Annotated in this window: 22 protein-coding genes; 17 read left to right on the forward strand and 5 right to left on the reverse strand. The window is 73.3% G+C overall.

The window, feature by feature from the left end; genetic code table 11:
* Positions 1-97: 97 nt before the first annotated feature.
* Both ACWGIS_RS09355 and ACWGIS_RS09360 read right to left on the reverse strand, forming a co-directional pair.
* A complete protein-coding gene (locus ACWGIS_RS09355; protein ID WP_453361780.1) occupies positions 98-901 on the reverse strand; it encodes a DUF3097 domain-containing protein in 804 nt (267 codons plus the stop codon).
* A 46-nt stretch (positions 902-947) separates the two neighbouring features.
* On the reverse strand, positions 948-1682 hold the full coding sequence (locus ACWGIS_RS09360) for an MBL fold metallo-hydrolase (RefSeq protein ID WP_453361781.1): 735 nt from the start codon (positions 1680-1682) through the stop codon (positions 948-950).
* Between the two features lie 212 nt (positions 1683-1894).
* Between ACWGIS_RS09360 and hrcA the strand changes: the two genes are divergently transcribed.
* The 9 genes from hrcA to ACWGIS_RS09405 all read left to right on the forward strand — a co-directional run bounded on the left by hrcA (position 1895) and on the right by ACWGIS_RS09405 (position 12655).
* Positions 1895-2911: a heat-inducible transcriptional repressor HrcA gene (gene hrcA / locus ACWGIS_RS09365; RefSeq protein ID WP_453361782.1), complete on the forward strand. Its 1017-nt coding sequence runs from the start codon at positions 1895-1897 to the stop codon at positions 2909-2911.
* Positions 2912-4048, forward strand: a complete 1137-nt coding sequence (gene dnaJ / locus ACWGIS_RS09370; RefSeq protein WP_453361783.1) for a molecular chaperone DnaJ — start codon at positions 2912-2914, stop codon at positions 4046-4048. It abuts the gene before it with no gap.
* 135 nt (positions 4049-4183) lie between these two features.
* Positions 4184-5269 carry a nitronate monooxygenase gene (locus ACWGIS_RS09375; protein WP_453361784.1) on the forward strand — a complete coding sequence of 362 codons (1086 nt, stop codon included), beginning with the start codon at positions 4184-4186 and terminating at the stop codon, positions 5267-5269.
* The gene (locus ACWGIS_RS09380) at positions 5266-6015 is read left to right on the forward strand and encodes a 16S rRNA (uracil(1498)-N(3))-methyltransferase (RefSeq protein WP_453361785.1); all 750 of its coding nucleotides are present in this window, start codon (positions 5266-5268) and stop codon (positions 6013-6015) included. The genes ACWGIS_RS09375 and ACWGIS_RS09380 overlap by 4 nt, the downstream gene beginning before the upstream one ends.
* Before the next feature lie 150 nt (positions 6016-6165).
* Positions 6166-6723: a hypothetical protein gene (locus ACWGIS_RS09385; protein WP_453361786.1), complete on the forward strand. Its 558-nt coding sequence runs from the start codon at positions 6166-6168 to the stop codon at positions 6721-6723.
* A 71-nt stretch (positions 6724-6794) separates the two neighbouring features.
* The gene (locus ACWGIS_RS09390) at positions 6795-10007 is read left to right on the forward strand and encodes a S41 family peptidase (RefSeq protein ID WP_453361787.1); all 3213 of its coding nucleotides are present in this window, start codon (positions 6795-6797) and stop codon (positions 10005-10007) included.
* Positions 10008-10139: 132 nt separating this feature from the next.
* Entirely contained in the window at positions 10140-10493 is a 354-nt protein-coding gene (locus tag ACWGIS_RS09395; protein ID WP_453361788.1) for a histidine triad nucleotide-binding protein, read from the forward strand.
* 12 nt (positions 10494-10505) lie between these two features.
* On the forward strand, positions 10506-11411 hold the full coding sequence (locus ACWGIS_RS09400; RefSeq protein ID WP_453361789.1) for a ribonuclease Z: 906 nt from the start codon (positions 10506-10508) through the stop codon (positions 11409-11411).
* A 227-nt stretch (positions 11412-11638) separates the two neighbouring features.
* Positions 11639-12655, forward strand: a complete 1017-nt coding sequence (locus tag ACWGIS_RS09405) for an adenosine deaminase (protein ID WP_453361790.1) — start codon at positions 11639-11641, stop codon at positions 12653-12655.
* Positions 12656-12678: 23 nt separating this feature from the next.
* Here ACWGIS_RS09405 and ACWGIS_RS09410 read toward each other — a convergent pair whose 3' ends face one another.
* Positions 12679-14049: an MFS transporter gene (locus tag ACWGIS_RS09410; protein WP_453361791.1), complete on the reverse strand. Its 1371-nt coding sequence runs from the start codon at positions 14047-14049 to the stop codon at positions 12679-12681.
* A 674-nt stretch (positions 14050-14723) separates the two neighbouring features.
* Here ACWGIS_RS09410 and ACWGIS_RS09415 point away from each other — a divergent pair.
* The 8 genes from ACWGIS_RS09415 (at position 14724) to ACWGIS_RS09450 (ending at position 23097) form a co-directional block, all read left to right on the forward strand.
* Positions 14724-15686, forward strand: coding sequence for a 5-dehydro-4-deoxyglucarate dehydratase (locus ACWGIS_RS09415; RefSeq protein ID WP_453361792.1), 963 nt, complete (start codon positions 14724-14726; stop codon positions 15684-15686).
* Positions 15683-16978, forward strand: a complete 1296-nt coding sequence (locus ACWGIS_RS09420) for a glucarate dehydratase family protein (RefSeq protein WP_453361793.1) — start codon at positions 15683-15685, stop codon at positions 16976-16978. The genes ACWGIS_RS09415 and ACWGIS_RS09420 overlap by 4 nt, the downstream gene beginning before the upstream one ends.
* Positions 16979-17153: 175 nt before the next feature.
* Positions 17154-18263 (forward strand): carbohydrate kinase family protein, encoded by a 1110-nt coding sequence (locus ACWGIS_RS09425; protein WP_453361794.1) that lies wholly within the window; start codon positions 17154-17156, stop codon positions 18261-18263.
* A 131-nt stretch (positions 18264-18394) separates the two neighbouring features.
* On the forward strand, positions 18395-20533 hold the full coding sequence (locus ACWGIS_RS09430) for a PhoH family protein (protein ID WP_453361795.1): 2139 nt from the start codon (positions 18395-18397) through the stop codon (positions 20531-20533).
* Positions 20534-20545: 12 nt separating this feature from the next.
* Positions 20546-21043, forward strand: coding sequence for an rRNA maturation RNase YbeY (gene ybeY, locus ACWGIS_RS09435; RefSeq protein WP_453361796.1), 498 nt, complete (start codon positions 20546-20548; stop codon positions 21041-21043).
* A gap of 16 nt (positions 21044-21059) precedes the next feature.
* Complete coding sequence (locus ACWGIS_RS09440; protein ID WP_453361797.1) at positions 21060-22367, forward strand: hemolysin family protein; 1308 nt, start codon at positions 21060-21062, stop codon at positions 22365-22367.
* On the forward strand, positions 22364-22723 hold the full coding sequence (locus tag ACWGIS_RS09445) for an MmcQ/YjbR family DNA-binding protein (RefSeq protein WP_453361798.1): 360 nt from the start codon (positions 22364-22366) through the stop codon (positions 22721-22723). The genes ACWGIS_RS09440 and ACWGIS_RS09445 overlap by 4 nt, the downstream gene beginning before the upstream one ends.
* 20 nt (positions 22724-22743) lie before the next feature.
* The gene (locus ACWGIS_RS09450) at positions 22744-23097 is read left to right on the forward strand and encodes a cytidine deaminase (RefSeq protein WP_453361799.1); all 354 of its coding nucleotides are present in this window, start codon (positions 22744-22746) and stop codon (positions 23095-23097) included.
* 113 nt (positions 23098-23210) lie between these two features.
* Here the strand turns inward: ACWGIS_RS09450 and ACWGIS_RS09455 are convergent, their stop codons facing one another.
* Both ACWGIS_RS09455 and ACWGIS_RS09460 read right to left on the reverse strand, forming a co-directional pair.
* Entirely contained in the window at positions 23211-23549 is a 339-nt protein-coding gene (locus ACWGIS_RS09455) for a P-II family nitrogen regulator (RefSeq protein ID WP_453361800.1), read from the reverse strand.
* A complete protein-coding gene (locus ACWGIS_RS09460) occupies positions 23546-24853 on the reverse strand; it encodes an ammonium transporter (protein ID WP_453361801.1) in 1308 nt (435 codons plus the stop codon). Before ACWGIS_RS09460 ends, ACWGIS_RS09455 begins: the two co-directional genes overlap by 4 nt.
* Positions 24854-24866: the final 13 nt, after the last annotated feature.

Genomic DNA, 24866 nt, shown 5'->3' on the forward strand with positions numbered 1-24866 from the left:
AATCCGACCCCGACCCGGGTCGCCTCGTCGCGTTCGTCCTCCAGCGGTCGGCGGGCTGGGATCCGCCCTCGGACGGCGTGCCGTGCCGGGCGCGCCGCTACTCCGGTGCCGTGACGAAGTCGATCAGCTCCTCGACACGGCCGAGGAGTTCCGGCTCCAGGTCCTTGTAGGAGCGGACCCGGGACAGGATGTGCTGCCAGGCGGCGCCGGTGTTCTCGGGCCAGCCCAGCGCGCGGCACACGCCGGTCTTCCAGTCCTGCCCGCGCGGCACCCGGGGCCAGCCGGCGATGCCGACGGACGACGGCTTCACGGCCTCCCAGATGTCGATGTACGGGTGGCCCACGACGAGCGCGTACTCGCTCGTGACCCCCTCGGCGATGCGGAACTCCTTCGAACCGGGGACCAGGTGGTCGACCAGGACCCCGAGCCGGGCGTCCGGACCGGGCCCGAACTCCTCGACCACCGCGGGGAGGTCGTCGACGCCCTCCAGGTACTCGACGACGACGCCCTCGATGCGCAGGTCGTCACCCCAGACCCGCTCGACCAGCTCGGCGTCGTGCCTGCCCTCGACGTAGATGCGGCCGGCCCGGGCCACGCGGGCGCGGGCGCCGGGCACGGCGACCGAACCGGAGGCGGTGCGGCTGGGCCGGGCCGGTCCCGCGGCGGGCCGCACCAGGGTGACCACCCTGCCCTCCAGCAGGAAGCCGCGCGGCTCCAGCGGGAACACCCGGTGCTTGCCGAAGCGGTCCTCCAGCGTCACCGTGCCCGCCTCGCAGCCGATCACCGCCCCGCAGAAACCGGTGCCGGGCTCCTCCACCACCAGACCGGGGTCGGCCGGGACCTCGGGCACGGGCTTGGGCTTCTTCCACGGCGGGGTCAGGTCCGGAGAGTACTGGCGCATTCGGATGACGATAGGAGAAGACGCGCGCCGAAGTCCCCGCCCGCGCCTACGACACGCCGAAGCGGGCGGCGAGCGCGTCCCGCTGGGCGCGGACGAACTCCGCGTCCACCGCCGCCCCGTGGCCCGGCACGTAGACCGCGTCCTCCCCGCCGAGGTCCAGCAGCCGGTCCAGCGCGGCCGGCCAGTGGGACGGGACGGCGTCCGGCCCCGCCTGCGGCTCGCCCGACTCCTCCACGAGGTCGCCGCAGAACACCACCTCCGGTCCGTCGGTGCCGGGCACGAGCACCACGAGGTCGTGCGCGGTGTGCCCGGGGCCCACGTTCGCCAGCAGGACCTGCGCGCCGCCGCCGAGGCCCAGCGTCCACTCGCCGGAGACGAGGTGGCGGGGCCGCACGAGCAGGTCCGCCGCCTCCGCCGCCGCGCGCGGGTCCAGGCCGTTGCGTACGGCGTCGGCGCGCAGTTCCTCGCGACCGTGGGCGAGCGCGGTGTCCAGGCCCACCGCGCCGAACACCTCCACCCCGGAGAAGGCGGCGGCCCCGAGGACGTGGTCGAAGTGCGGATGCGTCAGTGCGAGGTGCGTCACACGCCGCCCGGTTCCCAGGATCCGGCCCGCCTCGGCGCGCAGCCGCGCTCCCTCCGCCAGGCTCGACCCCGCGTCGATCAGCAGGGCCGCCCCCTCGCCCACCACGAGCCCCGCGGTGCAGTCCCAGCCCGGCAGCCGGCACCGCCCGGCCCGCGGCGCGAGTTGCTCCCATCCCGGCTCTTCCCAAGTCACCGTCACACGGAGACGCTAGCGGTGAAGCCCGGCGGGGGGTGCGACGGCGCGACATCGCAGGACACGTCCGTACACCTCGGCGGACGTCACGGGCCCGCCCTTGCCGGGGCCGTACCTCCCCGCCGTACACTGGCCCGGGGAACGCTGGCACTCGCACGCGCTGAGTGCCAGGAGGAAGACCGCGACGACCAAGGTGCCGACAGCTGGAGGTGTGCGCGATGCTCAGTGGACGCAGGCTCGAGGTACTGCGCGCCATCGTCCAGGACTACGTCGGGACGGAGGAGCCGGTCGGCTCCAAGGCGCTGACCGAGCGCCACCGGCTGGGCGTCTCCCCGGCCACCGTCCGCAACGACATGGCCGCCCTGGAGGACGAGGGGTACATCGCCCAGCCGCACACCAGTGCCGGGCGCATCCCCACCGACAAGGGCTACCGGCTGTTCGTGGACAAGCTCGCCGGCGTCAAGCCGATGACCGCGCCCGAGCGCCGCGCCATCCAGAACTTCCTCGACGGCGCCGTCGACCTCGACGACGTCGTGGGGCGCACGGTGCGGCTGCTCGCGCAGCTCACCCGGCAGGTCGCCGTCGTCCAGTACCCCTCGCTGACCCGCTCGACGGTGCGGCACGTGGAACTGCTCTCGCTGGCCCCGGCCCGCGTCATGCTGGTGCTCATCACGGACACCGGCCGGGTCGAGCAGCGCATGATCGACTGCCCGGCGCCCTTCGGCGAGGCGTCGCTGGCGGATCTGCGGGCCCGGCTCAACAGCCGGATCGCGGGCCGCCGTTTCGCGGACGTGCCGCAGTTGGTGCAGGATCTGCCGGAGGCCTTCGAGACGGAGGACCGCGGTACGGTCGCCACGGTGCTCTCCACCCTGCTGGAGACGCTCGTCGAGGAGAACGAGGAGCGGCTGATGATCGGCGGCACCGCCAATCTCACCCGCTTCGGACACGACTTCCCCCTCACGATCCGGCCGGTCCTCGAGGCGCTGGAGGAGCAGGTCGTGCTGCTCAAGCTCCTCGGTGAGTCGACGGATTCGGGCATGACCGTACGGATCGGTCACGAGAACGTCCACGAGGGGCTCAACTCCACGTCCGTGGTCTCGGTCGGCTACGGTTCGGGCGGCGAGGCAGTCGCCAAACTCGGCGTGGTCGGACCGACCCGCATGGATTACCCGGGAACGATGGGAGCGGTACGCGCAGTGGCACGGTACGTCGGACAGATCCTGGCGGAGTCGTAAGTGGCCACGGACTACTACGCCGTACTCGGCGTGCGCCGCGACGCGTCCCAGGACGAGATCAAGAAGGCGTTCCGGAGGCTCGCGCGCGAGCTGCACCCGGACGTCAATCCCGATCCGAAGACGCAGGAGCGGTTCAAGGAGATCAACGCCGCCTACGAGGTGTTGTCGGACCCGCAGAAGAAGCAGGTCTACGACCTCGGCGGCGACCCGCTCTCGCAGAGCGGCGGCGGGGGCGCGGGCGGCTTCGGCGCCGGCGGGTTCGGGAACTTCTCGGACATCATGGACGCGTTCTTCGGCACCGCGTCGCAGCGGGGCCCCCGGTCGCGCACGCGCCGCGGCCAGGACGCCATGATCCGGCTGGAGATCGACCTCGACGAGGCGGCCTTCGGCACCACCAAGGACATCCAGGTCGACACGGCCGTGGTGTGCACCACCTGCAACGGCGAGGGCGCGGCCCCCGGGACCTCCGCGCAGACCTGTGACATGTGCCGCGGTCGCGGCGAGGTGTCCCAGGTCACGCGGTCCTTCCTGGGCCAGGTCATGACCTCCCGCCCCTGCCCGCAGTGCCAGGGCTTCGGCACGGTCGTGCCGACGCCGTGCCCGGAGTGCGCGGGCGACGGGCGCGTGCGCTCGCGCCGCACCCTCACGGTGAAGATCCCGGCGGGTGTCGACAACGGCACGCGGATCCAGCTCGCGGGCGAGGGCGAGGTCGGCCCCGGCGGCGGCCCCGCCGGCGACCTGTACGTCGAGATCCACGAGCTGCCGCACTCGACGTTCCAGCGGCGCGGCGACGACCTGCACTGCACGGTCACCATCCCGATGACCGCGGCCTCCCTCGGCACGAAGGTGCCGCTGGAGACCCTGGACGGCCTGGAGGAGGTCGACATCCGCCCGGGCACCCAGTCCGGCCAGTCGATCCCGCTGCACGGCCGCGGCGTCACGCATCTGCGCGGCGGCGGCCGGGGCGACCTGATCGTCCACGTCGAGGTCATGACCCCCTCCAAGCTGGACGCGGAGCAGGAGCGCCTGCTGCGCGAACTGGCGAAGCTGCGCGGCGAGGAGCGGCCCACCGGCCAGTTCCAGCCCGGGCAGCAGGGCCTGTTCTCCCGGCTGAAGGACGCCTTCAACGGACGCTGACGCCGGCGCCCGCGGGCTGCCCCGACCGGGCGCCCGCGGTGCCCGCGCGGGACGCCCGGAGAGGCACATTCCGGTGGCCTGTGCCGCCGGAAGGCCGGATTCGGACTTGTACGGAGGACGTGACAACATGCCGTCATGTCCTCCGCGCTGACCGATCTCCTTCGGTGTCCGATCGTGCAGGCCCCCATGGCGGGCGGTGTCTCCGTGCCGCAGCTGGCCGCCGCCGTCTCCGAGGCCGGCGGGCTCGGCTTCCTCGCCGCCGGGTACAAGACGGCCGACGGCATGTACCAGGAGATCAAGCAGCTGCGCGGCCTCACCGGCCGCCCCTTCGGCGTGAACCTCTTCATGCCGCAGCAGGAACACACGGACCCGGCCGCCGTCGACGTCTACGCCCACCAGCTCGCCGGTGAGGCCGGCTGGTACCACACCGAGCTCGGCGACCCCGACAGCGGACGCGACGACGGCTACGACACCAAGCTCGCGGTCCTCCTCGACAATCCCGTGCCCGCGGTCTCCTTCCACTTCGGCTGCCCCACCCCCGAGGTGCTCGCCTCCTTCGCCCGCGCCGGCACGCTGACGATGGTCACCGCGACCACGGCCGACGAGGCGCAGGCCGTGGAGCGGGCGGGCGCCGACGTGGTGATCGTGCAGGGCGTCGAGGCCGGCGGCCACCAGGGCACCCACCGGGACGACCCGGAGACGGACGGCGCCGGCATCGGGCTGCTCTCGCTGGTCGCCCAGGTCCGCGAGAGCGTCCGGCTGCCGATCGTCGCGGCCGGCGGCATCATGCGCGGCGCGCAGATCGCCGCGGTCCTCGCGGCGGGCGCGAGCGCGGCCCAGCTCGGCACCGCGTTCGTCGCCACACCCGAGTCCGGCGCCGCCCCCGTGCACAAGGAGGCGCTGACCAACCCCCTGTTCGTCCGCACCGAGCTGACGCGCGCGTTCTCCGGGCGGCCGGCCCGCGGCCTCGTGAACCGCTTCATGCGCGAGCACGGCCCCTACGCCCCCGCCGCCTACCCCGAGGTCCACCACCTCACCTCCCCGCTGCGCAAGGCGGCGGCCAAGGCGGGCGACCCGCAGGGCATGGCGCTGTGGGCGGGCCAGGGCCACCGGATGGCCCGCGACCTGCCCGCCGGCCGGCTGGTGGAGGTCCTGGCCGCCGAACTCGACGCCGCGAAGACAGCGTTGTCGTCGTTCCCGGCCGCGGGCACGGCCCGATGACCGCGCCGGTGTTCGTGGTCGAGGACCTCCGTCCGGACAGCGGCGGACAGTTCGTGCTCGACGGCGCCGAGGGACGGCACGCGGTCTCCGTGAAGCGGCTGCGCCCCGGTGAGGACGTCGTCCTGACCGACGGCGCGGGCCGGTGGGCGGAGTGCGTCGTGACCGGCGCCGAGGGCAAGGACCGGCTGACCGTCCGGATGGGCGCGGTCGCCGAGGAACCGCCGGAGTCGCCGCGCATCACCGTCGTCCAGGCCCTCCCGAAGGGCGACCGGGGCGAACTCGCCGTCGAGACGATGACGGAGACCGGCGTCGACCGCGTCGTGCCCTGGGCCGCCTCCCGCTGCATCACCCAGTGGCGGGGCGACCGGGGCCAGAAGGCGCTCGCCAAGTGGCGGGCCACCGCCCGGGAGGCCGGCAAGCAGTCCCGCCGGGTGCGCTTCCCGGAGATCACCGACGCCATGACGAGCCGCCAGGTCGCCGCACTTCTGGCCACCGCCGACCTCGCCGCCGTCCTGCACGAGGACCGCGCGTACCCCAGTGAGCCCCTGGCCACGGCCCAACTCCCCGCGAGCGGCGACATCGTGCTCGTCGTGGGACCCGAGGGCGGTGTCTCGCCGGAGGAACTGGCGCTGTTCGCCGAGGCCGGCGCGAAGGCGTACCGGCTGGGGCGCAGCGTGCTGCGCACCTCCACCGCCGGCACCGCGGCGACGGCCCTGCTGCTGGGCCGCACCGGACGCTGGTCCTGACCCACCGTCCCCGCAGGTGGCGCCGGAACTCGCGCCTCCGCAGGGCGACTTCGCGGAGCCGCGCGGGAGCCGCCGCCGCCTCGCGGCCCTCGGTCACACTGGCCGCATGCGGTCTACCGCCGGGCCCGCGACGGTGGCACGCTGCCCTCCATGGGGGTTTTGAGGCATTCAAGGCGGCGGACCGGTCGCGGAAGGCTCCACGGACTGGCCGCTCTGGGCGCGGTCGCCGTGTTCGGCGTGGCCGCGTGCGAACCGGGTGACGGGCTCAGCTCCGCGTCGGTCGCGTACACCACGGACCAGGCGGGCACCAAGGAGCTGGAGCGGCGGGGCGTCGACGTGCAGTGGCTGAGCTGCACCGCGAACTACGGCGACCGCGACAAGGTGTCCACGCCCGGCAAGTCGTCCTCGCCCACCGTGCGGACCGTGGCGGACGTCGACTGCCAGGGCGAGACGAAGAGCGGGCAGGACATCACCATCACCGGCGAGGTCACGCGCGAGGTCAACGGCAAGTGCGTACGCGGCGACCTCACCGCCAAGGTGGGCGGCAAACAGCGCTTCCGTCTCAGCGTGCTCGGCAACTGCGACGCCGCCGGCACCCCGCCCGTCTCCTACGACCCGCGGCGGCCCGGGGCGACCGTGACGGTCACCGAGACGCAGACCATCTGGTGCGAGAACTACCCCTCCTGCCGTCCGGTCGAGGGCAAGTGAGGCGCGGCCGCCGGGGCACCAAGTGATCCAAACCCCTGTCCGGGCGGCCGGGCGCTGCATAGGGTGACCGGGTGACACAGTCCGTACCCCCCGCATACCTCCGGTTCCCCCACCTGCACGGCGACCTCCTCGTCTTCACGGCCGAGGACGACGTCTGGGCCGCCCCGCTCGACGCCGCCGGCCGCGCCTGGCGGGTCAGCGCCGACAACGTCCCGGTGAACCACCCGCGCATCTCGCCCGACGGCACCACCGTCGCCTGGACCTCCACCCGGGACGGCGCCCCCGAGGTGCACGCCGCCCCCCTCGACGGCGGCCCCGCCAAGCGGCTGACTTACTGGGGGAGCGGGCGGACCCAGGTCCGCGGCTGGACCCCGGAAGGACGCGTCCTCGCCCTCAGCACGGTCGGCCAGGCCTCCCTGCGGCGCAGCTGGGCCCGCGCCGTCCCGCTCGACGGCGGCCCCGCGGACACCCTGCCGTACGGCCCCGTCGGCGACGTCGCCCACGGCGGACCCGGCACCGTCCTGCTGTCCGCGCCCATGGGCCGCGAGGCCGCCTGGTGGAAGCGCTACCGCGGCGGCACGGCGGGCAAGCTGTGGATCGACCGCGAGGGCGAGGGCGAGTTCGTCCGCCTGCACGAGGACCTCGACGGGAACCTCGAATACCCGATGTGGGTCGGCCAGCGCGTCGCGTTCCTCTCCGACCACGAGGGCGTCGGCGCCGTGTACTCCTCCCTCGCCGACGGCTCCGACCTGCGCCGCCACACCGGCGTCGACGCCTTCTACGCCCGCCACGCCGCCACCGACGGCACCCGGGTCGTCTACGCCTCCGCCGGTGAACTGTGGCTCCTCGACGACCTGGACGGCGCCGAGCCGCGCCGGCTGGACGTCCGGCTCGGCGGCCAGCGCGTCGACCTCCAGCCCCATCCCGTCAGCGCCGCCCGCTGGTTCGGCGCGGGCGCGCCCGACCACACCGGCCGCGGCAGCGCCGTCTCCGTGCGCGGTGCCGTCCACTGGGTCACCCACCGCGCGGGCCCGGCCCGCGCGCTCGCCGCCGAGCCCGGCGTACGCGCCCGGCTGCCCCGCACCTTCCGCGCCGACGGCGAGGAGTACGTGGTGTGGGTGACCGACGCCGAGGGCGACGACGCCCTGGAGTTCGCGCCCGCCACCGGTGCCGCCCCCGGCGCCACCCCGCGCCGGCTCGCCGCCGGCCGGCTCGGCCGGGTCCTCGGGCTCGCCGTGGCACCCGACGGCAGCCGCGCCGCCGTCGCCTCGCACGACGGGCGCGTCCTGCTCGTCGAGCGGGAGACCGGCGAGGTCCGGGAGGTCGACCGCAGCGAGGACGGCGAGGTCTCCGGCCTCGTCTTCTCGCCCGACTCCGCGTGGCTCGCCTGGTCGCACCCCGGCCCGCGCCCGCTGCGCCAGCTCAAGCTCGCCAACACCGCCGACCTGTCGGTGACCGAGGCGACCCCGCTGCGCTTCCAGGACTACGCGCCGGCGTTCACCCTCGACGGGAAGCACCTCGCCTTCCTGTCCGCGCGCTCCTTCGACCCCGTCTACGACGAGCACGTCTTCGACCTCGCCTTCGTCGGCGGCTCGCGGCCCCACCTCATCACGCTGGCCGCGACCACCCCCTCGCCGTTCGGGCCGCAGCGCCACGGCCGCCCCTTCGAGGCCCCCGACAAGGACGAGACCCCCGAGAGCGAGGGCACCCCGACCACCCGTATCGACCTCGAAGGACTCGGCGACCGCATCGTGCCGTTCCCCGTCGAGGCCGCCCGCTACACCGGGCTGCGCGCCGCCAAGGACGGCCTGCTGTGGCTGCGCCACCCGGTGCGCGGGGTGCTCGGCTCCTCCCGCGCCACCCCGGACGACCCGGACCCGAGGACCGAGCTGGAGCGCTACGACCTCGTCCAGCAGCGCATCGAGCACCTCGCCTCCGACGCCGACCACTTCGCCGTCAGCGGCGACGGCAAGCGGGTCCTGCTGTGGACCGACGGCAAGCTCAAGGTCGTCCCCAGCGACCGCCGCGCCTCGAACGACGACGACAGCGACAGCAACATCACCGTCGACCTCTCCCGGGTCCACCAGAGCGTCGACCCGGCCGCCGAGTGGCGGCAGATGTACGAGGAGACGGGCCGCCTCATGCGGGACAACTTCTGGCGTCCCGACCTGGGCGGGGTCGACTGGGACGGCGTCCTCGACACGTACCGGCCCGTCCTGGAGCGCGTCGCCACCCACGACGACCTGGTGGACCTCCTCTGGGAGGTGCAGGGCGAACTGGGCACCTCGCACGCCTATGTCACCCCGCGCGGCGGCCGGGGCGGCGGCTCCCACGCCCAGGGCCTGCTCGGAGCGGACATCTCCCGTCACGAGGACGGCAGTTGGCGCATCGACCGGATCCTGCCCTCGGAGACCTCCGACCCCGACGCCCAGGCCCCGCTCGCCGCGCCCGGAGTCGCCGTCCGCGCCGGGGACGCCGTCGTCGCCGTCGGCGGGCGCCCGGTCGACCCCGTGACCGGACCCGGACCGCTCCTCGTCGGCACGGCGGGCAGGCCCGTCGAGCTGACCGTCTCCCCGTCCGGCGGCGGCGACCTGCGGCACGCCGTGGTCGTCCCCACCGACAACGAGGAACCGCTGCGCTACCACGCCTGGGTCGCCGACCGCCGGGCCTACGTCCACGAGAGGTCCGGCGGGCGCCTCGGCTATCTCCACGTGCCGGACATGCAGGCGCCCGGCTGGGCCCAGATCCACCGGGACCTGCGCATCGAGGTGGCCCGTGAGGGACTGGTCGTGGACGTCCGCGAGAACCGCGGCGGCCACACCTCCCAGCTGGTCGTCGAGAAGCTCGCGCGCCGCATCGTCGGCTGGGACCTGCCCCGCGGCATGCGCCCGTTCAGCTACCCCGAGGACGCGCCGCGCGGGCCCGTCGTCGCCGTCGCCAACGAGTTCTCCGGCTCGGACGGCGACATCGTCAACGCCGCCATCAAGGCACTCGGCATCGGCCCGGTGGTCGGCACCCGGACCTGGGGCGGCGTGGTCGGCATCGACAGCCGCTACCGGCTCGTCGACGGCACCCTCGTCACGCAGCCCAAGTACGCGATCTGGCTGGAGGGTCACGAGTGGGCCGTGGAGAACCACGGCGTCGACCCCGATGTCGAGGTCGTCCAGGCACCCCAGGACCACGCCGCCGGCCGGGACGTCCAGCTCGACGAGGCGATCCGCATCGCGCTGGCGGCGCTCGCCGAGAACCCGGCGAAGACCGCGCCGTCCCTGCCCGGACTCTGACCGCCGCGGACCCCACCGGCCCCGGCGCGCGACTCGGGCGCCGGTGGAGGTCCGCCGGAGGGCGGGGGCCCGGGACCGGCGGGCCGATACGATGCCGACGACAGTGATCAACGGGCGCGAGGAGGCACACGCATGTCGGGAGAACCGCAGGACGACTGCCTGTTCTGCAAGATCGTCGCGGGGCAGATCCCGGCGACCGTGGTGCGGGAGACGGAGACGACCTTCGCCTTCCGCGACATCAACCCGCAGGCGCCGACGCACGTCCTGGTGATCCCCCGGGCCCACCACGCCGACGCGGCGGCACTCGCCGCGGCCGAACCGGCGCTCGCCGCCGACGTGTTGCGCGAGGCCGGCGAGATCGCGGCCCAGGAGGGCCTGGACAGCTACCGGCTCGTCTTCAACACCGGCAGCGGCGCCGGACAGACCGTCTTCCACGCGCACGCCCACGTCCTGGGCGGACGCGGCCTGCAGTGGCCTCCCGGGTAAGGACGCCCCGCTTTGTCCGTACGCGAACTCGTCGTCCTCGGCACCGCCAGTCAGGTCCCGACCCGGCACCGCAACCACAACGGCTACCTGCTGCGCTGGGACGGCGAGGGCCTGCTCTTCGACCCCGGCGAGGGCACCCAGCGGCAGATGCTGCGCGCCGGGGTCGCCGCGCACGACCTGCACCGGCTGTGCGTCTCGCACTTCCACGGCGACCACTCGCTCGGACTCGCCGGCGTGATCCAGCGCATCAACCTCGACCGGGTGCCGCACGAGGTGACCGCGCACTACCCGCGTTCCGGACAGCGGTTCTTCGACCGGCTGCGGTACGCCACGGCGTACCGCGAGACCGTCGCGCTGACCGAGGCCCCCGTCGACGCCGACGGGGTGCTCGCGACCAGTGCCTCCTACACGCTGGAGGCGCGGCGGCTCTCCCATCCCGTGGAGTCCTTCGGCTACCGGCTGGTCGAGCCCGACGGCCGCCGCATGCTGCCCGGCCTGCTCGCCGAACGCGGGATCAGGGGCCCGGACGTCGGGCGGCTGCAACGCGAGGGTTCGGTCGGCGGGGTCACCCTGGACGAGGTCAGCGAGGTGCGGCGGGGGCAGCGGTTCGCCTTCGTCATGGACACCCGGCTCTGCGACGGCGTGCACGCGCTCGCCGATGGCTGCGACATGCTCGTCATCGAGTCCACGTTCCTCGACGAGGACGAGCGGCTCGCCGTCGACCACGGGCATCTGACGGCGGGTCAGGCCGGACGGGTCGCCGCCGACGCGGGCGTACGGCACCTCGTACTGACGCACTTCAGCCAGCGGTATTCGGAGCCCGCCGAGTTCGAGCGGCAGGCCCGGGCCGCGGGCTTCGCGGGCGAACTGACCGTGGCGCACGACCTGATCAGGGTGCCGGTCCCGAAGCGGGGCTGAGCCCGCGGGGAGGGCGGGCAGCCGCGCCGCCCGGGGGTGCGGTCCTGCGGCGCTTCGAAAGGCCCGGGCGCGGTGCGCGGGGAGGGGCCGTGCGGCCCGGGAGCCCCAGAGCGGGCCGGGAGCCCCAGTACGGGCCGGGCGTGCGGGCCGTGCGCCGCAGGTGGTGAAGGTGACCGGTGGGGCAGGGTTCGTGTGGATGTGCGGCGTTCGTTTCGTACGATGTTTCGATGCCCCTCCCCAAAGCCGAACTGCACCTGCACATCGAAGGCACGCTGGAGCCCGAGCTCGCCTTCACGCTCGCCGCGCGCAACGGCGTCACGCTGCCCTACGCCGACACCGAGGAACTCCGCAAGGCGTACCTCTTCGACGACCTCCAGTCGTTCCTGAACCTGTACTACGGGCTCATGGCCGTCCTGCGGACCGAACAGGACTTCGCCGACCTGGCCGACGCCTACCTCGCCCGCGCCGCCGCGCAGGGCGTACGGCACGCCGAGATCTTCTTCGACCCGCAGGCCCACATCGCCCGCGGCGTGGACATGGGGACGGTCGTCCGCGGCCTCTCCCGCGCCCTCGGCCGCAGCGAGGAGACGCACGGCGTCTCCACCCAGCTGATCATGTGCTTCCTGCGCGACGAGTCCGCCGAGTCCGCGCTGGAGACCCTGGAGGCCGCCCGGCCCTACCTCGACCGGATCGTCGGCGTGGGCCTCGACTCCGCCGAGGTGGGGCATCCGCCGGCCAAGTTCCGCGAGGTGTACGAGGCCGCCGCCGCGCTCGGACTGCGACGCGTCGCCCACGCGGGCGAGGAGGGGCCGCCCGCCTACATCACCGAGGCGCTCGACGTGCTCGGCGTCGAGCGCGTCGACCACGGGCTGCGCTGCATGGAGGACCCGGCACTGGTCGAGCGGCTGGTGCGGGAGCGGGTGCCGCTGACGCTGTGCCCGCTGTCCAACGTACGGCTGCGGGCCGTGGACGTCCTGGCGGACCACCCGCTGCCCGCGATGATGGACGCCGGGCTGCTGTGCACCGTCAATTCCGACGACCCCGCCTACTTCGGCGGGTACGTCGGCGACACCTTCCACGCCGTGCACGAGGTACTCGGCCTCGGTCACGAGCGGCTGCGGGAACTCGCCCGCAACTCCTTCGAGGCCGCCTTCCTGGACCACGACGAGGAGCGGCGCGCCCGGTACCTCGCCGAGGTCGACGCCTACGAGTTCGGGACCCCGGCGGTGGCCGGGACCGAGTAGGCGCCCGCCTCCGACGGGGCGGGTCAGCCCGGTCCCGGGCCCGGGGCTGCCGCCTGTCTCGGGCCCGCCGTGTCGTACGCCGCCCGCTGAGCCGGGATGCCGTCCAGCGCGATCTCCACGACCGGCTGCTCCGGGGCGGTGTGCGCGCGGGCGGCGCGCGTACGAGCGGTGTGCGCCCGAGCGGTGTGCGCACGAGCCGTGTGCGTCCGGAGGACCGGGCTCGGCAGGAACCGGCGGCCGCTCGTGTGCAGGGCGACGGCCGTCATCGGGGCGGCGATGACGAGCAGACCGAGGGCCAGGACCCGGCCCATCGCCGGATAGCCCGCCGACGCCGACAGCAGACTGCCCGCCAGCGGGCCGCACGCCGTGCCGAGCGAGGACGCCGAGCCGACCAGGACCGCCCACCGGCCCCGCGGGTCCATCGTCGCGGCCAGGCCGATCAGGTACGACAGCACGATCGGGTAGACCGTGTTCCAGGCGATCTCGCCCGCCGCGAAGGACGTCAGGTCGTCGGCCGCCGCACTGAGCGCGATGCAGCACGCGATCACCGCCGTGCCCGCGCCGATCGGCAGCGCCCGGCCGAGGCGCGGGCCCAGGGCGCCCGCGCCGATCACGCCGAGCAGGCCCGCGCCGAGCGCGATCGCGAAGACCGCGCCGACGGTGACTTCGCTCAGGCCCGCCTGCGCGGTGCCGATGCGGCCGCTCACCCCCCACAGGGAGTTCTGGGCGAGCGACCACAGGAGCATGGTTCCGGCCAGGACGAGGCCCGCCCTCGGGTAGGGGCGGTGCGCCGACGGGCGTGACGTCGCCGTGCCGGCCGTCCCGGTGGTCCCGGCCGTTCCCTCGGTCCCCGCGGTCGCCTTCGTGCGCAGGCGGTTGGTCGCCGGCCAGACCAGCAGGGCGACCAGGGCGATCGCCGCGAGCGGGTGGCCGTGGCCCGGGCCGAGGTGGGGGACCGTCAGGTAGACCGCGCCGGCGAGCGCGGAGACGCCGAGCAGGCCGAGCGTGGAGGCGCGGTGGGGATCGCGCTGGGCGGCGATGCCGGTCGCGGCGACGGTGGTGGCGGTGCCGGAGCCGAAGCCGCCGGCCAGCGCACCGGCGACCACCACGGGGACGGTGGTCGTCAGGGCGGCGGTGCCGTAGCCGACGGCGGCGAGGAGGAGGCCGGCGCGGGCGACCCGGCGGGGGCCGAGGCGCTCCACGCGCGAGGCGAGGACGAAGCCCGCCGCGGCCGAACTCAGCAGCAGGGCGCTGCCGATGGAACCGGCCTGGGTGGCGGAGAGGGAAAGCCCCGCGTCCAGTCGGCCGACGGTCGTGGGGAGCAGGTAGGGGGCGAGGTAGCCCGCCGTGAAAAGGGCGACGAGGGGCCAGGGAGGGGTGGTGCGGGCGGACACGGGCGTTCCCGGGGCATGCGGAAGAAGCGGCTCGGTGAGGGGGGTGGGCGGCTGTCGACGGACAGGAACGCGCGGGCAATTTGTATCAAGGCGGCGGGCCCGGGAAGAAGGCGGGACGGTGTGATCTGGGCCACGTCGCGTTTGCGGTGAGGGCAGCGGGGTAAACGAGGTCGTTTGCGCTGGTGGGTGCCGGTGCCTTCGGTGGGCGCCGGGCGCTTTCGGTCCGGTGGGTGGGTCGGGGCCGTGCCGGTACATCCGGCCGTCGGTAGTTGTTGTCGGCGTCCGTACCAGCGTTCCTCGGTTGCGTACCTCCCGTACCCGACGGCCATCTGATGTACCGGCACGGCCCCTTCCGCCGAATTGCGGCTGCGGGCCGTCGTTCCTCGCGGTCCGGGTCGGCGTGCGGCGCCCGTCTCGGTGGGGCCGCCGTCCGCCTATGTGAGTTGCGGGCGATCGTGCGGCGGCGCGGGTGGGTGCGGGCGGTGGCGCGTCGGTGTCGGGCTCGGCGGCCTGCCTCGACGTCAACAGCGTTACCGGGGACCGATGTTCGTGGAGGAGTGGGCTCGGTCCGATGGTCGTCCCCTGCTCGGGGTGGGTGTGCGGCATTGACGGGGCGGGGGGTTCTGCCTACGCTCCATTTTCATACGTGTATAGCGTCTACATATGGAGATGGCATGCGTACGGACTCAGAGTCCGGAGCCGTCAGCGGGCTCCGGAGCGGCATGGCCCGGGGCGTGCTGTCGTTCCCGCTGACGAGCTTCCACGCCGACGGCTCCCTCGACCTCGACGGTTTCCGCGCGCACCTGGAGACCCAGCTCGCCACCGGGCCCGGCGCCGTCTTCCCGGCCTGCGGCACCGGCGAGTTCTTCTCCCTGGACGAGGACGAGTACCGGCAGGTCGTCACCGCGGCCGTGGAGGAGACGGCGGGCCGCGTCCCCGTCGTCGCGGGCACCGGCTACGGCTGGGCACAGGCCGCCCGGTTCGCCCGGATCGCCGAGGACGCCGGCGCCGACGCCCTGCTCGTCCTGCCGCACTACCTCGTCGCCGCCCCGCAGGACGGGCTCGTCGCGCAGCTGGAGCACCTGGCCGCGCGGACCCGGCTGCCGCTCATCGCCTACCAGCGCGGACAGGTCGCCTTCACCCCCGACGCGCTGCGGCGGATCGCCCGCATCCCCGGGGTCGTCGGGCTCAAGGACGGGCACAGCGACCTCGACCGGCTCCAGCGGCTCACGCTCGCCGCGCCCGAGGGCTTCCTGTTCTTCAACGGCGCCGCCACCGCGGAGATCCAGGCCCGCGCCTACGCCGCCGTCGGCGTACCCGCCTACTCCTCGGCGGTGCACGCCTTCGCCCCCGAGATCGCCGGCGCCTTCTTCGCGGCCCACCGGCGCGGTGACGACACCGTGATGGACCGGCTGCTGCGCGAGTTCTACGTCCCGTTCGTCGAACTGCGGGACCGCCGAACCGGCTACGCCGTCTCGCTGGTGAAGGCCGCGGCCCGGCTGCGCGGCCGGCCCGTCGGCCCCGTACGGGCCCCGCTCACCGAACCCTCGCCCGCCGACCTCGCCGACCTCGAGGCGCTGATCGCCGCCGGGCTGGCCCTCGTGTCCGGTCCCACCCCCGTAGGAGCCGCACTGTGACCCGCGACCTGACCGTCACCGAGGTCCGGCTGACCCCGATCCTGGTCGCCGACCCGCCTTTGCTCAACACCCAGGGGGTGCACCAGCCGTACACCCCCAGGCTGATCGTGGAGGTCGTCACGGCGGGCGGTGCGACGGGCGTCGGCGAGACGTACGGCGACAGCAAGTACCTGGAACTCGCCCGGCCCCTGGCCGAACGTCTGGTGGGGCTGTCGGTCACGGACGTGAACGGTCTGTTCGCCGCCGCCGACGCGGTCGCCGTCGACCGGGGGCGGATCGACCACCAGGTCGACGTGGGCGGGCTGCGCGGGGTGCAGACCGCCGACAAGCTGCGGCTGTCCGTCGTCTCCGGCTTCGAGGTGGCCTTCCTGGACGCCCTCGGCAAGGCCCTCGGGCTGCCCGTGCACGCCCTCCTCGGCGGCAAGGTGCGGGACGCGGTCGAGTACAGCGCGTACCTCTTCTACAAGTGGGCCGCGCACCCCGAGGGCGTCGCCGCCGAGCGGGACGACTGGGGAGCCGCCCTCGACCCGGCCGGAGTCGTCGAACAGGCGCGCAGGTTCACCGAGCGGTACGGGTTCACCTCCTACAAGCTCAAGGGCGGGGTCTTCCCGCCCGACGAGGAGATCGCCGCCGTACGCGCCCTCGCGCGGGCCTTCCCCGGGCGTCCGCTGCGGCTCGACCCCAACGGCGCCTGGTCGGTGACCACGTCGCTGCGGGTCGCGCGGGAGCTGGGGGAGGTGCTGGAATACCTGGAGGACCCCGCGCTCGGCACCCCCGCCATGGCCGAGGTCGCGGCGGCGACGGACGTGCCGCTGGCCACCAACATGTGCGTGACCACCTTCGCGGAGATCCCGGAGGCGTTCACCCGGGGAGCCGTGCAGGTCGTGCTCTCCGACCACCACTACTGGGGCGGCCTGCGCAACACCCGCGAACTGGCCGCCGTCTGCCGCACCTTCGGGGTCGGGATCTCGATGCACTCCAACACCCACCTGGGCATCTCGCTCGCCGCGATGACCCACGTGGCGTCGACCGTCCCCGGCCTCCACCACGCCTGCGACACCCACTACCCCTGGCAGTCCGAGGACGTGCTCACCGAGCGCCCCGCCTTCGAGAACGGCGCCGTCACGGTGTCCGACGCACCCGGCCTCGGCGTCGAACTCGACCGCTCCCGGCTGGAGTTCCTGCACCGGCGCTGGCTCGACGACGACGGCACGCTGCGCGACCGCGACGACGCGGCCGCCATGCGGGTCGCCGACCCGGAGTGGGTGACTCCCGCCGTCCCGCGCTGGTAGTCCCGGCGGGGCGATCCGGACACGTCCCGGCGGACCCGGCCGGGGGCACGGCACCGGGTGCGGCGGGGCCCCGAGCAGTGCCCGACACGGGCGGAACCGCCCCGGCGGGGGACCCCGGCCCCGGCGAGGGGGGTGGCACACTGGCCTGAATCCGCACCACGCCAGGGAGCCCACCGTGATCGACCCCGACGGAGAGGGACCGCGCCGGCCGGCCCAGATCGACCCGCTCGCCGGGCTGCGCACCCCGCACGACCCGCCGTTCGACGTCTACCTCACGGGCACCGTCTTCCTCGACATCGTCTTCGCGGGACTCGACTCGGCCCCGGTGCGCGGGACCGAGTCCTGGGCACGCGGGATGGGGTCGAGCCCCGGCGGCGTCGCCAACATGGCCACGGCACTCGCCCGGCTCGGCCTGCGCACGTCACTCGCGGCGGCCTTCGGCGACGACCACTACGGGGAGTACTGCTGGGACGCCCTGGAGCAGGGCGAGGGCATCGACCTCGGACCGTCGCGCACCGTACCGGGCTGGCACTCGCCGGTCACCGTGTCGATGGCCTACGAGGGCGAGCGGACGATGGTCAGCCACGGGCACGAGCCGCCCCCCGAGGAGCCCGCCCCCGAACACGCCCCCCGCGCGCGTGCCGCCGTCGCCTCCCTGACGCCCGGCACCCGCGCCCCCTGGATCGCCGAGGCGGCGGCCGCCGGCACCCGTGTCTTCGCGGACGTCGGCTGGGACGACACCGGCCGCTGGGACCTGGCGGGACTCGCCGACCTGGAGCACTGCGAGGCCTTCCTGCCCAACGCGGAGGAGGCCATGCGGTACACCCGCGCCGACTGCCCGCGGGCGGCGGCGCACGCGCTGGCCGAGCACGTGCCGCTCGCCGTCGTCACCCTCGGCGCGGAGGGCGCGTACGCCGTGGACGGCCGGACCGACGAGAGCGCCGTGGTCCCGGCGATCGCCGTCGAGGCCCTCGACCCGACCGGGGCGGGTGACGTCTTCGTCGCCGGGTTCGTCACGGGCACGCTCGCCGACTGGCCGCTGGCCGACCGGCTCGCCTTCGCCGGACTGACCGCCGCGCTCTCCGTCCAGGAGTTCGGCGGCTCCCTGTCGGCGCCCGGCTGGTCCGAGATCGCCGCCTGGTGGCGCCGCGTCCAGTCGGTCGACGACCAGGACCCCACGGCCCTCGCCCGGTACGCCTTCCTGGAAGGCCTCGTCCCCGAGGCGGGCAGGCCGTGGCCGCTGCGCCGGGCGGTCCCCACGATCGGTTTCCGCCGCTCCGCCTGACACGGGTGCGACGGGTGTGGAAAAGCCCTACGGCGTTGTCGGTGCACCGACGTACCCTTGGCAGTGCGAGGGCGGCCCACGCCGAGCCGCCCCGGTACGAGGAGGACGAGCAAGGCCTACAGAGCCGGCCCATGACTGACACACCCACAGTGCACGACCCCGCACAGGGGCAGGCGAGAGCGCAGTTCACCGTTCCGGCCGCGCACCCCATGGTGACCGTGCTGGGCTCCGGAGACGCGCTGCTGCGCGTGATCGAGAAGGCCTTCCCGGCGGTCGACATCCATGTCCGGGGCAACGAGATCAGTGCGGTCGGCGACGCCGGTGATGTCGCGCTCGTCCAGCGCCTGTTCGACGAGATGATGCTCGTGCTCCGCACGGGACAGCCGATGACGGAGGACGCAGTGGAACGCTCGATCGCCATGCTCAGGGCGAGCGGGAACGGGGAGGGCGACGGCCAGGAGACCCCGGCCGAGGTGCTCACGCAGAACATCCTGTCCTCGCGCGGGCGCACCATCCGCCCCAAGACGCTCAACCAGAAGCGCTACGTCGACGCCATCGACAAGCACACCGTCGTCTTCGGCATCGGCCCCGCCGGCACCGGCAAGACCTACCTGGCCATGGCCAAGGCGGTCCAGGCGCTCCAGTCCAAGCAGGTCAACCGCATCATCCTCACCCGCCCGGCCGTCGAGGCCGGCGAGCGCCTCGGCTTCCTGCCGGGCACGCTCTACGAGAAGATCGACCCGTACCTGCGCCCCCTGTACGACGCGCTGCACGACATGCTCGACCCCGACTCCATCCCGCGTCTGATGGCGGCGGGCACGATCGAGGTGGCCCCGCTGGCCTACATGCGCGGCAGGGCGCAACCGGTCTTCACGAACGTCCTCACACCGGACGGCTGGCGCCCCATCGGCGACCTCCGGGTCGGTGATCTCGTCATCGGTTCGAACGGTGAGCCGACCCCGGTCCTCGGCGTGTACCCGCAGGGTGAGAAGGACGTCTACCGCGTCACCGCCCAGGACGGCTCCTGGACCCTGTGCTGCGGGGAGCACCTGTGGACGGTCCGCACCGCCTCCGACAGGCGCCGAAACAAACCGTGGCGTGTTCTGGAGACCCAGGACATGATCGGCAACCTGCGGGCTGCGCACGCCCGTAGGTACGAACTGCCGATGCTCACGGCTCCGGTGTGCTTCCCGAAGCGCGACGTGCCGATGGACCCGTACGCACTGGGCCTGCTGCTGGGCGACGGCTGCCTGACGGGCTCCTCGACTCCCTCCTTCTCCACGCAGGACCCCGAGCTGGTCGAAGCGCTGAACGCGGCGTTGCCCGGTGTCGTGGTGCGGCACAAGAGCGGCCCCGACTACGTCCTCAACCGGATCAAGTCGCCTGGTGACGTGGTCACGCTGGAGAACCCCGTCACGCGAGTCCTGCGAGAGCTGGACCTGCTGCGCACGCGGTCCCACAGCAAGTCCGTGCCGGACAAGTACCTGTACAACGCGGCCGAGGTGCGGTTGGCGCTCCTCCAGGGCCTGCTCGACTCCGACGGTGGTCCGGTCACGCAGAAGGACCGCACCTGCCGCATCCAGTACACGACCACATCGATTCTGCTGCGTGACGACGTGATCGCGCTGGTGCAGTCGCTGGGCGGTGTCGCGTACACCCGCCGACGGGCAGCCGAGGGCAGGCGGCCCGGCAGGGTCAACGGCCTTGACGTCCGGTTCAACCGTGATGCCCACATCGTCGACATCCGGCTTCCGGAGGAGATCGAACCGTTCAGGCTGACCCGCAAGCGTGACACGTACCGGGCGGCAGGGGGCGGTGGGCGTCCCATGCGATTCATCGACAGTATCGAGCCTGCAGGGCGCGAGGAGACCGTCTGCATCCAGGTGGCGGCCGAGGACTCGCTGTACGTCACACAGGACCATCTGCTGACGCACAACACGCTGAACGACGCCTTCATCATCCTGGACGAGGCCCAGAACACGAGCCCCGAGCAGATGAAGATGTTCCTCACCCGCCTCGGCTTCGAATCGAAGATCGTGATCACGGGCGACGTCACCCAGGTCGACCTGCCCAGCGGGACGAAGTCCGGTCTGCGCCAGGTCCAGGACATCCTGGAGGGCCTGGACGACGTCCACTTCTCGCGCCTGACGTCCCACGACGTCGTCCGGCACAAGCTGGTCGGCCGTATCGTCGACGCGTACGAGAAGTACGACAGCGAGAACGGTACGGAGAACGGCACCCACAAGGGCGCCCGGGACAAGCGGAAGTAGACCAGCACCACCATGTCGATCGACGTCAACAACGAGTCCGGAACCGAGGTCGACGAGCAGGCGATCCTCGACATCGCCCGCTACGCCCTCGCGCGGATGCGCATCCACCCGCTCTCCGAACTCTCCGTGATCGCCGTGGACGCCGACGCCATGGAGCAGCTGCACATCCAGTGGATGGACCTGCCCGGCCCGACGGACGTCATGTCCTTCCCCATGGACGAGCTGCGTCCGCCGACGAAGGACGACGCCGAGCCGCCGCAGGGCCTGCTCGGCGACATCGTGCTCTGCCCGGAGGTCGCCGAGCGGCAGGGCAAGGACGCCCCGACGCAGCACTCCATGGACGAGGAGCTCCAGCTCCTCACCGTCCACGGAGTGCTGCACCTCCTCGGCTACGACCACGAGGAGCCGGACGAGAAGGCCGAGATGTTCGGTCTCCAGGCGGCCATCGTGGACGGCTGGCGCGCGGACAAGGGCCTGACCGGCCCGTCCCCGGCGCCGACCGTCTCCTGAAGAGTTCCGGGAAGAAATGACTCCTCAGCTCGTCATCGGCGCCATCGCGCTGGTCGTCGTCGCCTGGCTCGCCGCCTGCGCGGAGGCGGGCATCGCGCGCGTCTCCAGCTTCCGCGCCGAGGAGGCCGTACGCGGCGGGCGGCGCGGCGGCGCCAAGCTCGCGCAGGTCGCCGCCGACCCGACCCGCTATCTCAACGTCGCCCTGCTGGTGCGCATCACCTGCGAGATGGCCGCCGCCGCCCTCGTCACGTACGCCTGCCTCAAGGAGTTCGACGAGACCTGGCAGGCGCTCGCCGTCGCCATCGGCGTGATGGTGCTGGTCAGCTATGTCGCCGTCGGCGTCTCGCCGCGCACCATCGGCCGCCAGCACCCGCTGAACACGGCGACCGCCGCCGCCTACGTCCTGCTGCCGCTGGCCCGGATCATGGGGCCGATCCCGCCGCTGCTGATCCTCATCGGCAACGCCCTCACCCCCGGCAAGGGCTTCCGGCGCGGCCCGTTCGCCTCGGAGGCCGAGCTGCGGGCGCTCGTCGACCTCGCGGAGAAGGAGTCCCTCATCGAGGACGAGGAGCGCCGCATGGTGCACTCCGTCTTCGAGCTGGGCGACACACTCGTCCGCGAGGTGATGGTGCCGCGCACCGACCTGGTCGTCATCGAGCGCTTCAAGACCATCCGCCAGGCGCTGACGCTCGCCCTGCGCTCCGGCTTCTCGCGCATCCCGGTCACCGGGGAGAGCGAGGACGACATCGTCGGGATCGTGTACCTGAAGGACCTGGCGCGCAAGACGCACATCAGCCGGGAGGCGGAGAGCGAGCTGGTGTCCACGGCGATGCGGCCCGCCGCCTTCGTCCCCGACACCAAGAACGCGGGCGACCTGCTCCGCGAGATGCAGCAGGAGCGCAACCACGTCGCCGTCGTCATCGACGAGTACGGCGGCACGGCCGGGATCGTCACCATCGAGGACATCCTGGAGGAGATCGTCGGCGAGATCACCGACGAGTACGACCGCGAGCTGCCCCCGGTGGACGAACTGGGCGAGGACCGCTACCGGGTGACGGCCCGGCTCGACATCGGCGACCTCGGGGAGCTGTACGGCTTCGAGGCGTACGACGACGAGGACGTCGAGACGGTCGGCGGGCTGCTGGCCAAGGCGCTCGGCCGGGTGCCGATCGCGGGCGCCTCCTCGGTCGTGGAGCTGCCCGACGGCCGTGGACTGCGGCTGACGGCGGAGGACTCGGCGGGCCGCCGGAACAAGATCGTGACGGTGCTCGTGGAGCCCGTGACCCCCGAGCACGCGCCGCGCGAGGAGGCGAAGGCGGAGTGACGCCCCAGGAGCTGCGAGCGTTCTGCCTGTCCTTCGAGGCGACCGTGGAGGACTTCCCCTTCAACCCGGACACGTCCGTCTTCAAGGTGCTCGGCAAGCTCTTCGCGCTCACCAACCTGGACGGGCGTCCGCTGAAGGCCAACCTGAAGTGCGACCCGGACGACGCGGTGCGGCTGCGCGGCGAGTACCCGGGCCTGATCGCGCCGGGCTACCACATGAACAAGCGGCACTGGAACACGGTGACGGTGGACGGCGAGCTCCCCGACGGCCTGGTCCGGGAGCTGATCGAGGACTCGTACGACCTGGTGGTGGCCGGTCTTCCGAGGGCCGAGCGGCTGCGGCTCGACCGTCCCTAGCGGCTCGATAAGCTCCTCGTATGACCGACACCCCCGCCCTCGACCCCGAGGACCGCAAGATCGTCACCCTGGCCCGTTCGGCCCGCGCCCGCAACGGCGTGCCCGAGGGGGCCGCCGTACGCGACGAGACCGGACGCACCTATGTCGCGGGCACCGTCGCGCTGGACTCCCTGAAGCTGAGCGCGCTGCGGACCGCGGTGGCGATGGCGGTGGCCTCGGGCGCGAAGTCGCTGGAGGCGGCGGCCGTGGTGACGGACGCCGAAACCCCGCACGAGGACGATCTGGCGGCGGTGGGCGATCTCGGGGGACCCGGGACGCCGGTACTGGTCGCCGGGGCCGACGGCGTCGTCCGCGCCACCCACACCACGGGCTGACCGCGCGGGGGCACCCGAGCGGTGCTCCCGGCCGGAGAGCGGTGACCTTGGCCGGGGGCGTCTTCCGCCCGGGACCGTGCCCCGGCGCCCCGGGCCTCGACTCCTGAGCCCGGTCAGAGGGCGTCCGGGCCCCGTTCGTCGGTGCGCACCCGGGCCACCGTCTCCACCGGTACCGACCAGACCTTGCCGTCGCCGATCTTGCCGGTCCGGGCCGCCTTGACGATCGCGTCGATGACCGGGTCCGCGTCGGCGTCCCCGACGACGATCTCGATACGGACCTTCGGGACCAGGTCGACCTGGTACTCGGCACCGCGGTACACCTCGGTGTGGCCCCGCTGGCGCCCGTACCCGCTGGCCTCCGTGACGGTCATCCCGTGCACGCCGAGTTCCTGCAGGGCGGTCTTGACCTCGTCGAGGCGGTACGGCTTGACGATCGCGGTGATGAGTTTCATGCCTGGGCCTTGACCTTCTGGGCGTGGGAGGCGGACGACGACACCGGGGCGCCGTGCCCCAGGACTCCGTGATCGTAGGCGGTCTCGGCGTGCACCGTGAGGTCCAGACCGGTCTGCTCCTGCTCCTCGTCCGCCCGGAAGCCCATGACCTTGTCGATGAGCTTCCCGATCCCGTACGTGACGGCGAAGGCGTACGCCCCGACGGCCAGGACGGCGACCAGCTGCCGGCCGAGCTGCCCGAACCCGCCCCCGTAGAGCAGGCCCTCGGCGCCCTCGGTCATCGACTCCGTGGCGAAGACGCCGATGAGCACCGTGCCGATGACGCCGCCGACGAGGTGGACGCCGACCACGTCGAGCGAGTCGTCGTAGTTGAGCCGGAACTTCCAGCCCACCGCGTACGAGCAGACGACACCCGCGGCGAGGCCGACGGCCAGGGCGCCCACCAGGGACACCGAGCCGCAGGACGGGGTGATGGCGACGAGGCCGGCCACCGCGCCGGACGCCGCGCCCAGCGTGGTGGGGTGGCCGTCGCGCCGCTGCTCCACGAAGAGCCAGCCCAGCAGCCCGGTGCAGCCGGCGGCGAGGGTGTTCAGGAAGGCGGCGGCGGCGAGGCCGTTCGCACCCAGCGCCGACCCGGCGTTGAAGCCGAACCAGCCGAACCACAGCAGACCGGCGCCCAGCACGACCATGGGCAGGTTGTGCGGCCGCATCGCGTCCTTCTTGAAGCCCATGCGCGGGCCGAGGACCAGGCACAGGGCGAGCCCGGAGGCACCCGAGGTGATCTCGACGGGGAGACCGCCCGCGAAGTCCAGGGCGCCGAGACGTTCCAGGATCCAGCCGCCCGGACCCCAGACCCAGTGCGCGACGGGAACGTATACGAGCAGCGCCCACAGCGGTACGAAGACCAGCCACGCCCCGAACTTCGCCCGGTCCGCGATCGCGCCGCTGATCAGCGCGGCCGTGATGACCGCGAAGGTCAGCTGGAAGGTCGCGAACAGCAGGGTGGGCACCGTGCCCTGGACGCTGTCCGGGCCGATGCCCGCCATCCCCGCGTGCTCCAGGCCGCCGATCAGCCCGCCGAAGGTGTCGCCGCCGAACGCGAGCGAGTACCCGGCGGCCAGCCAGACCACCGTGACCAGGGCGATCGACACGAAGCTCATCATCAGCATGTTGAGGACGCTCTTCGTGCGGACCATGCCGCCGTAGAACAGGGCGAGGCCCGGTGTCATCAGCAGGACCAGCGCGGTGGCGGCGAGCAGCCAGGCGGTGTCGCCGGTGTCGAGGTGCGGGGCGGCCAGGGTCACGGTCTCTCCAGCG

The organism is Streptomyces sp. NPDC054842 (assembly GCF_053611025.1).

Excerpts from the sequence above, each read along its gene's own strand:
- ACWGIS_RS09395 (WP_453361788.1), top strand. The coding sequence starts at position 10,140 with ATGTCGGGAGAACCGCAGGACGACTGCCTGTTCTGCAAGATCGTCGCG.
- ACWGIS_RS09415 (WP_453361792.1), top strand. The coding sequence starts at position 14,724 with ATGCGTACGGACTCAGAGTCCGGAGCCGTCAGCGGGCTCCGGAGCGGC.
- ACWGIS_RS09385 (WP_453361786.1), top strand. The coding sequence starts at position 6,166 with ATGGGGGTTTTGAGGCATTCAAGGCGGCGGACCGGTCGCGGAAGGCTC.
- ACWGIS_RS09450 (WP_453361799.1), top strand. The coding sequence starts at position 22,744 with ATGACCGACACCCCCGCCCTCGACCCCGAGGACCGCAAGATCGTCACC.
- hrcA (WP_453361782.1), top strand. The coding sequence starts at position 1,895 with ATGCTCAGTGGACGCAGGCTCGAGGTACTGCGCGCCATCGTCCAGGAC.
- ACWGIS_RS09440 (WP_453361797.1), top strand. The coding sequence starts at position 21,060 with ATGACTCCTCAGCTCGTCATCGGCGCCATCGCGCTGGTCGTCGTCGCC.
- ACWGIS_RS09380 (WP_453361785.1), top strand. The coding sequence starts at position 5,266 with ATGACCGCGCCGGTGTTCGTGGTCGAGGACCTCCGTCCGGACAGCGGC.
- ybeY (WP_453361796.1), top strand. The coding sequence starts at position 20,546 with ATGTCGATCGACGTCAACAACGAGTCCGGAACCGAGGTCGACGAGCAG.
- ACWGIS_RS09455 (WP_453361800.1), bottom strand. The coding sequence starts at position 23,549 with ATGAAACTCATCACCGCGATCGTCAAGCCGTACCGCCTCGACGAGGTC.
- ACWGIS_RS09405 (WP_453361790.1), top strand. The coding sequence starts at position 11,639 with ATGCCCCTCCCCAAAGCCGAACTGCACCTGCACATCGAAGGCACGCTG.
- ACWGIS_RS09355 (WP_453361780.1), bottom strand. The coding sequence starts at position 901 with ATGCGCCAGTACTCTCCGGACCTGACCCCGCCGTGGAAGAAGCCCAAG.
- ACWGIS_RS09430 (WP_453361795.1), top strand. The coding sequence starts at position 18,395 with ATGACTGACACACCCACAGTGCACGACCCCGCACAGGGGCAGGCGAGA.
- ACWGIS_RS09375 (WP_453361784.1), top strand. The coding sequence starts at position 4,184 with ATGTCCTCCGCGCTGACCGATCTCCTTCGGTGTCCGATCGTGCAGGCC.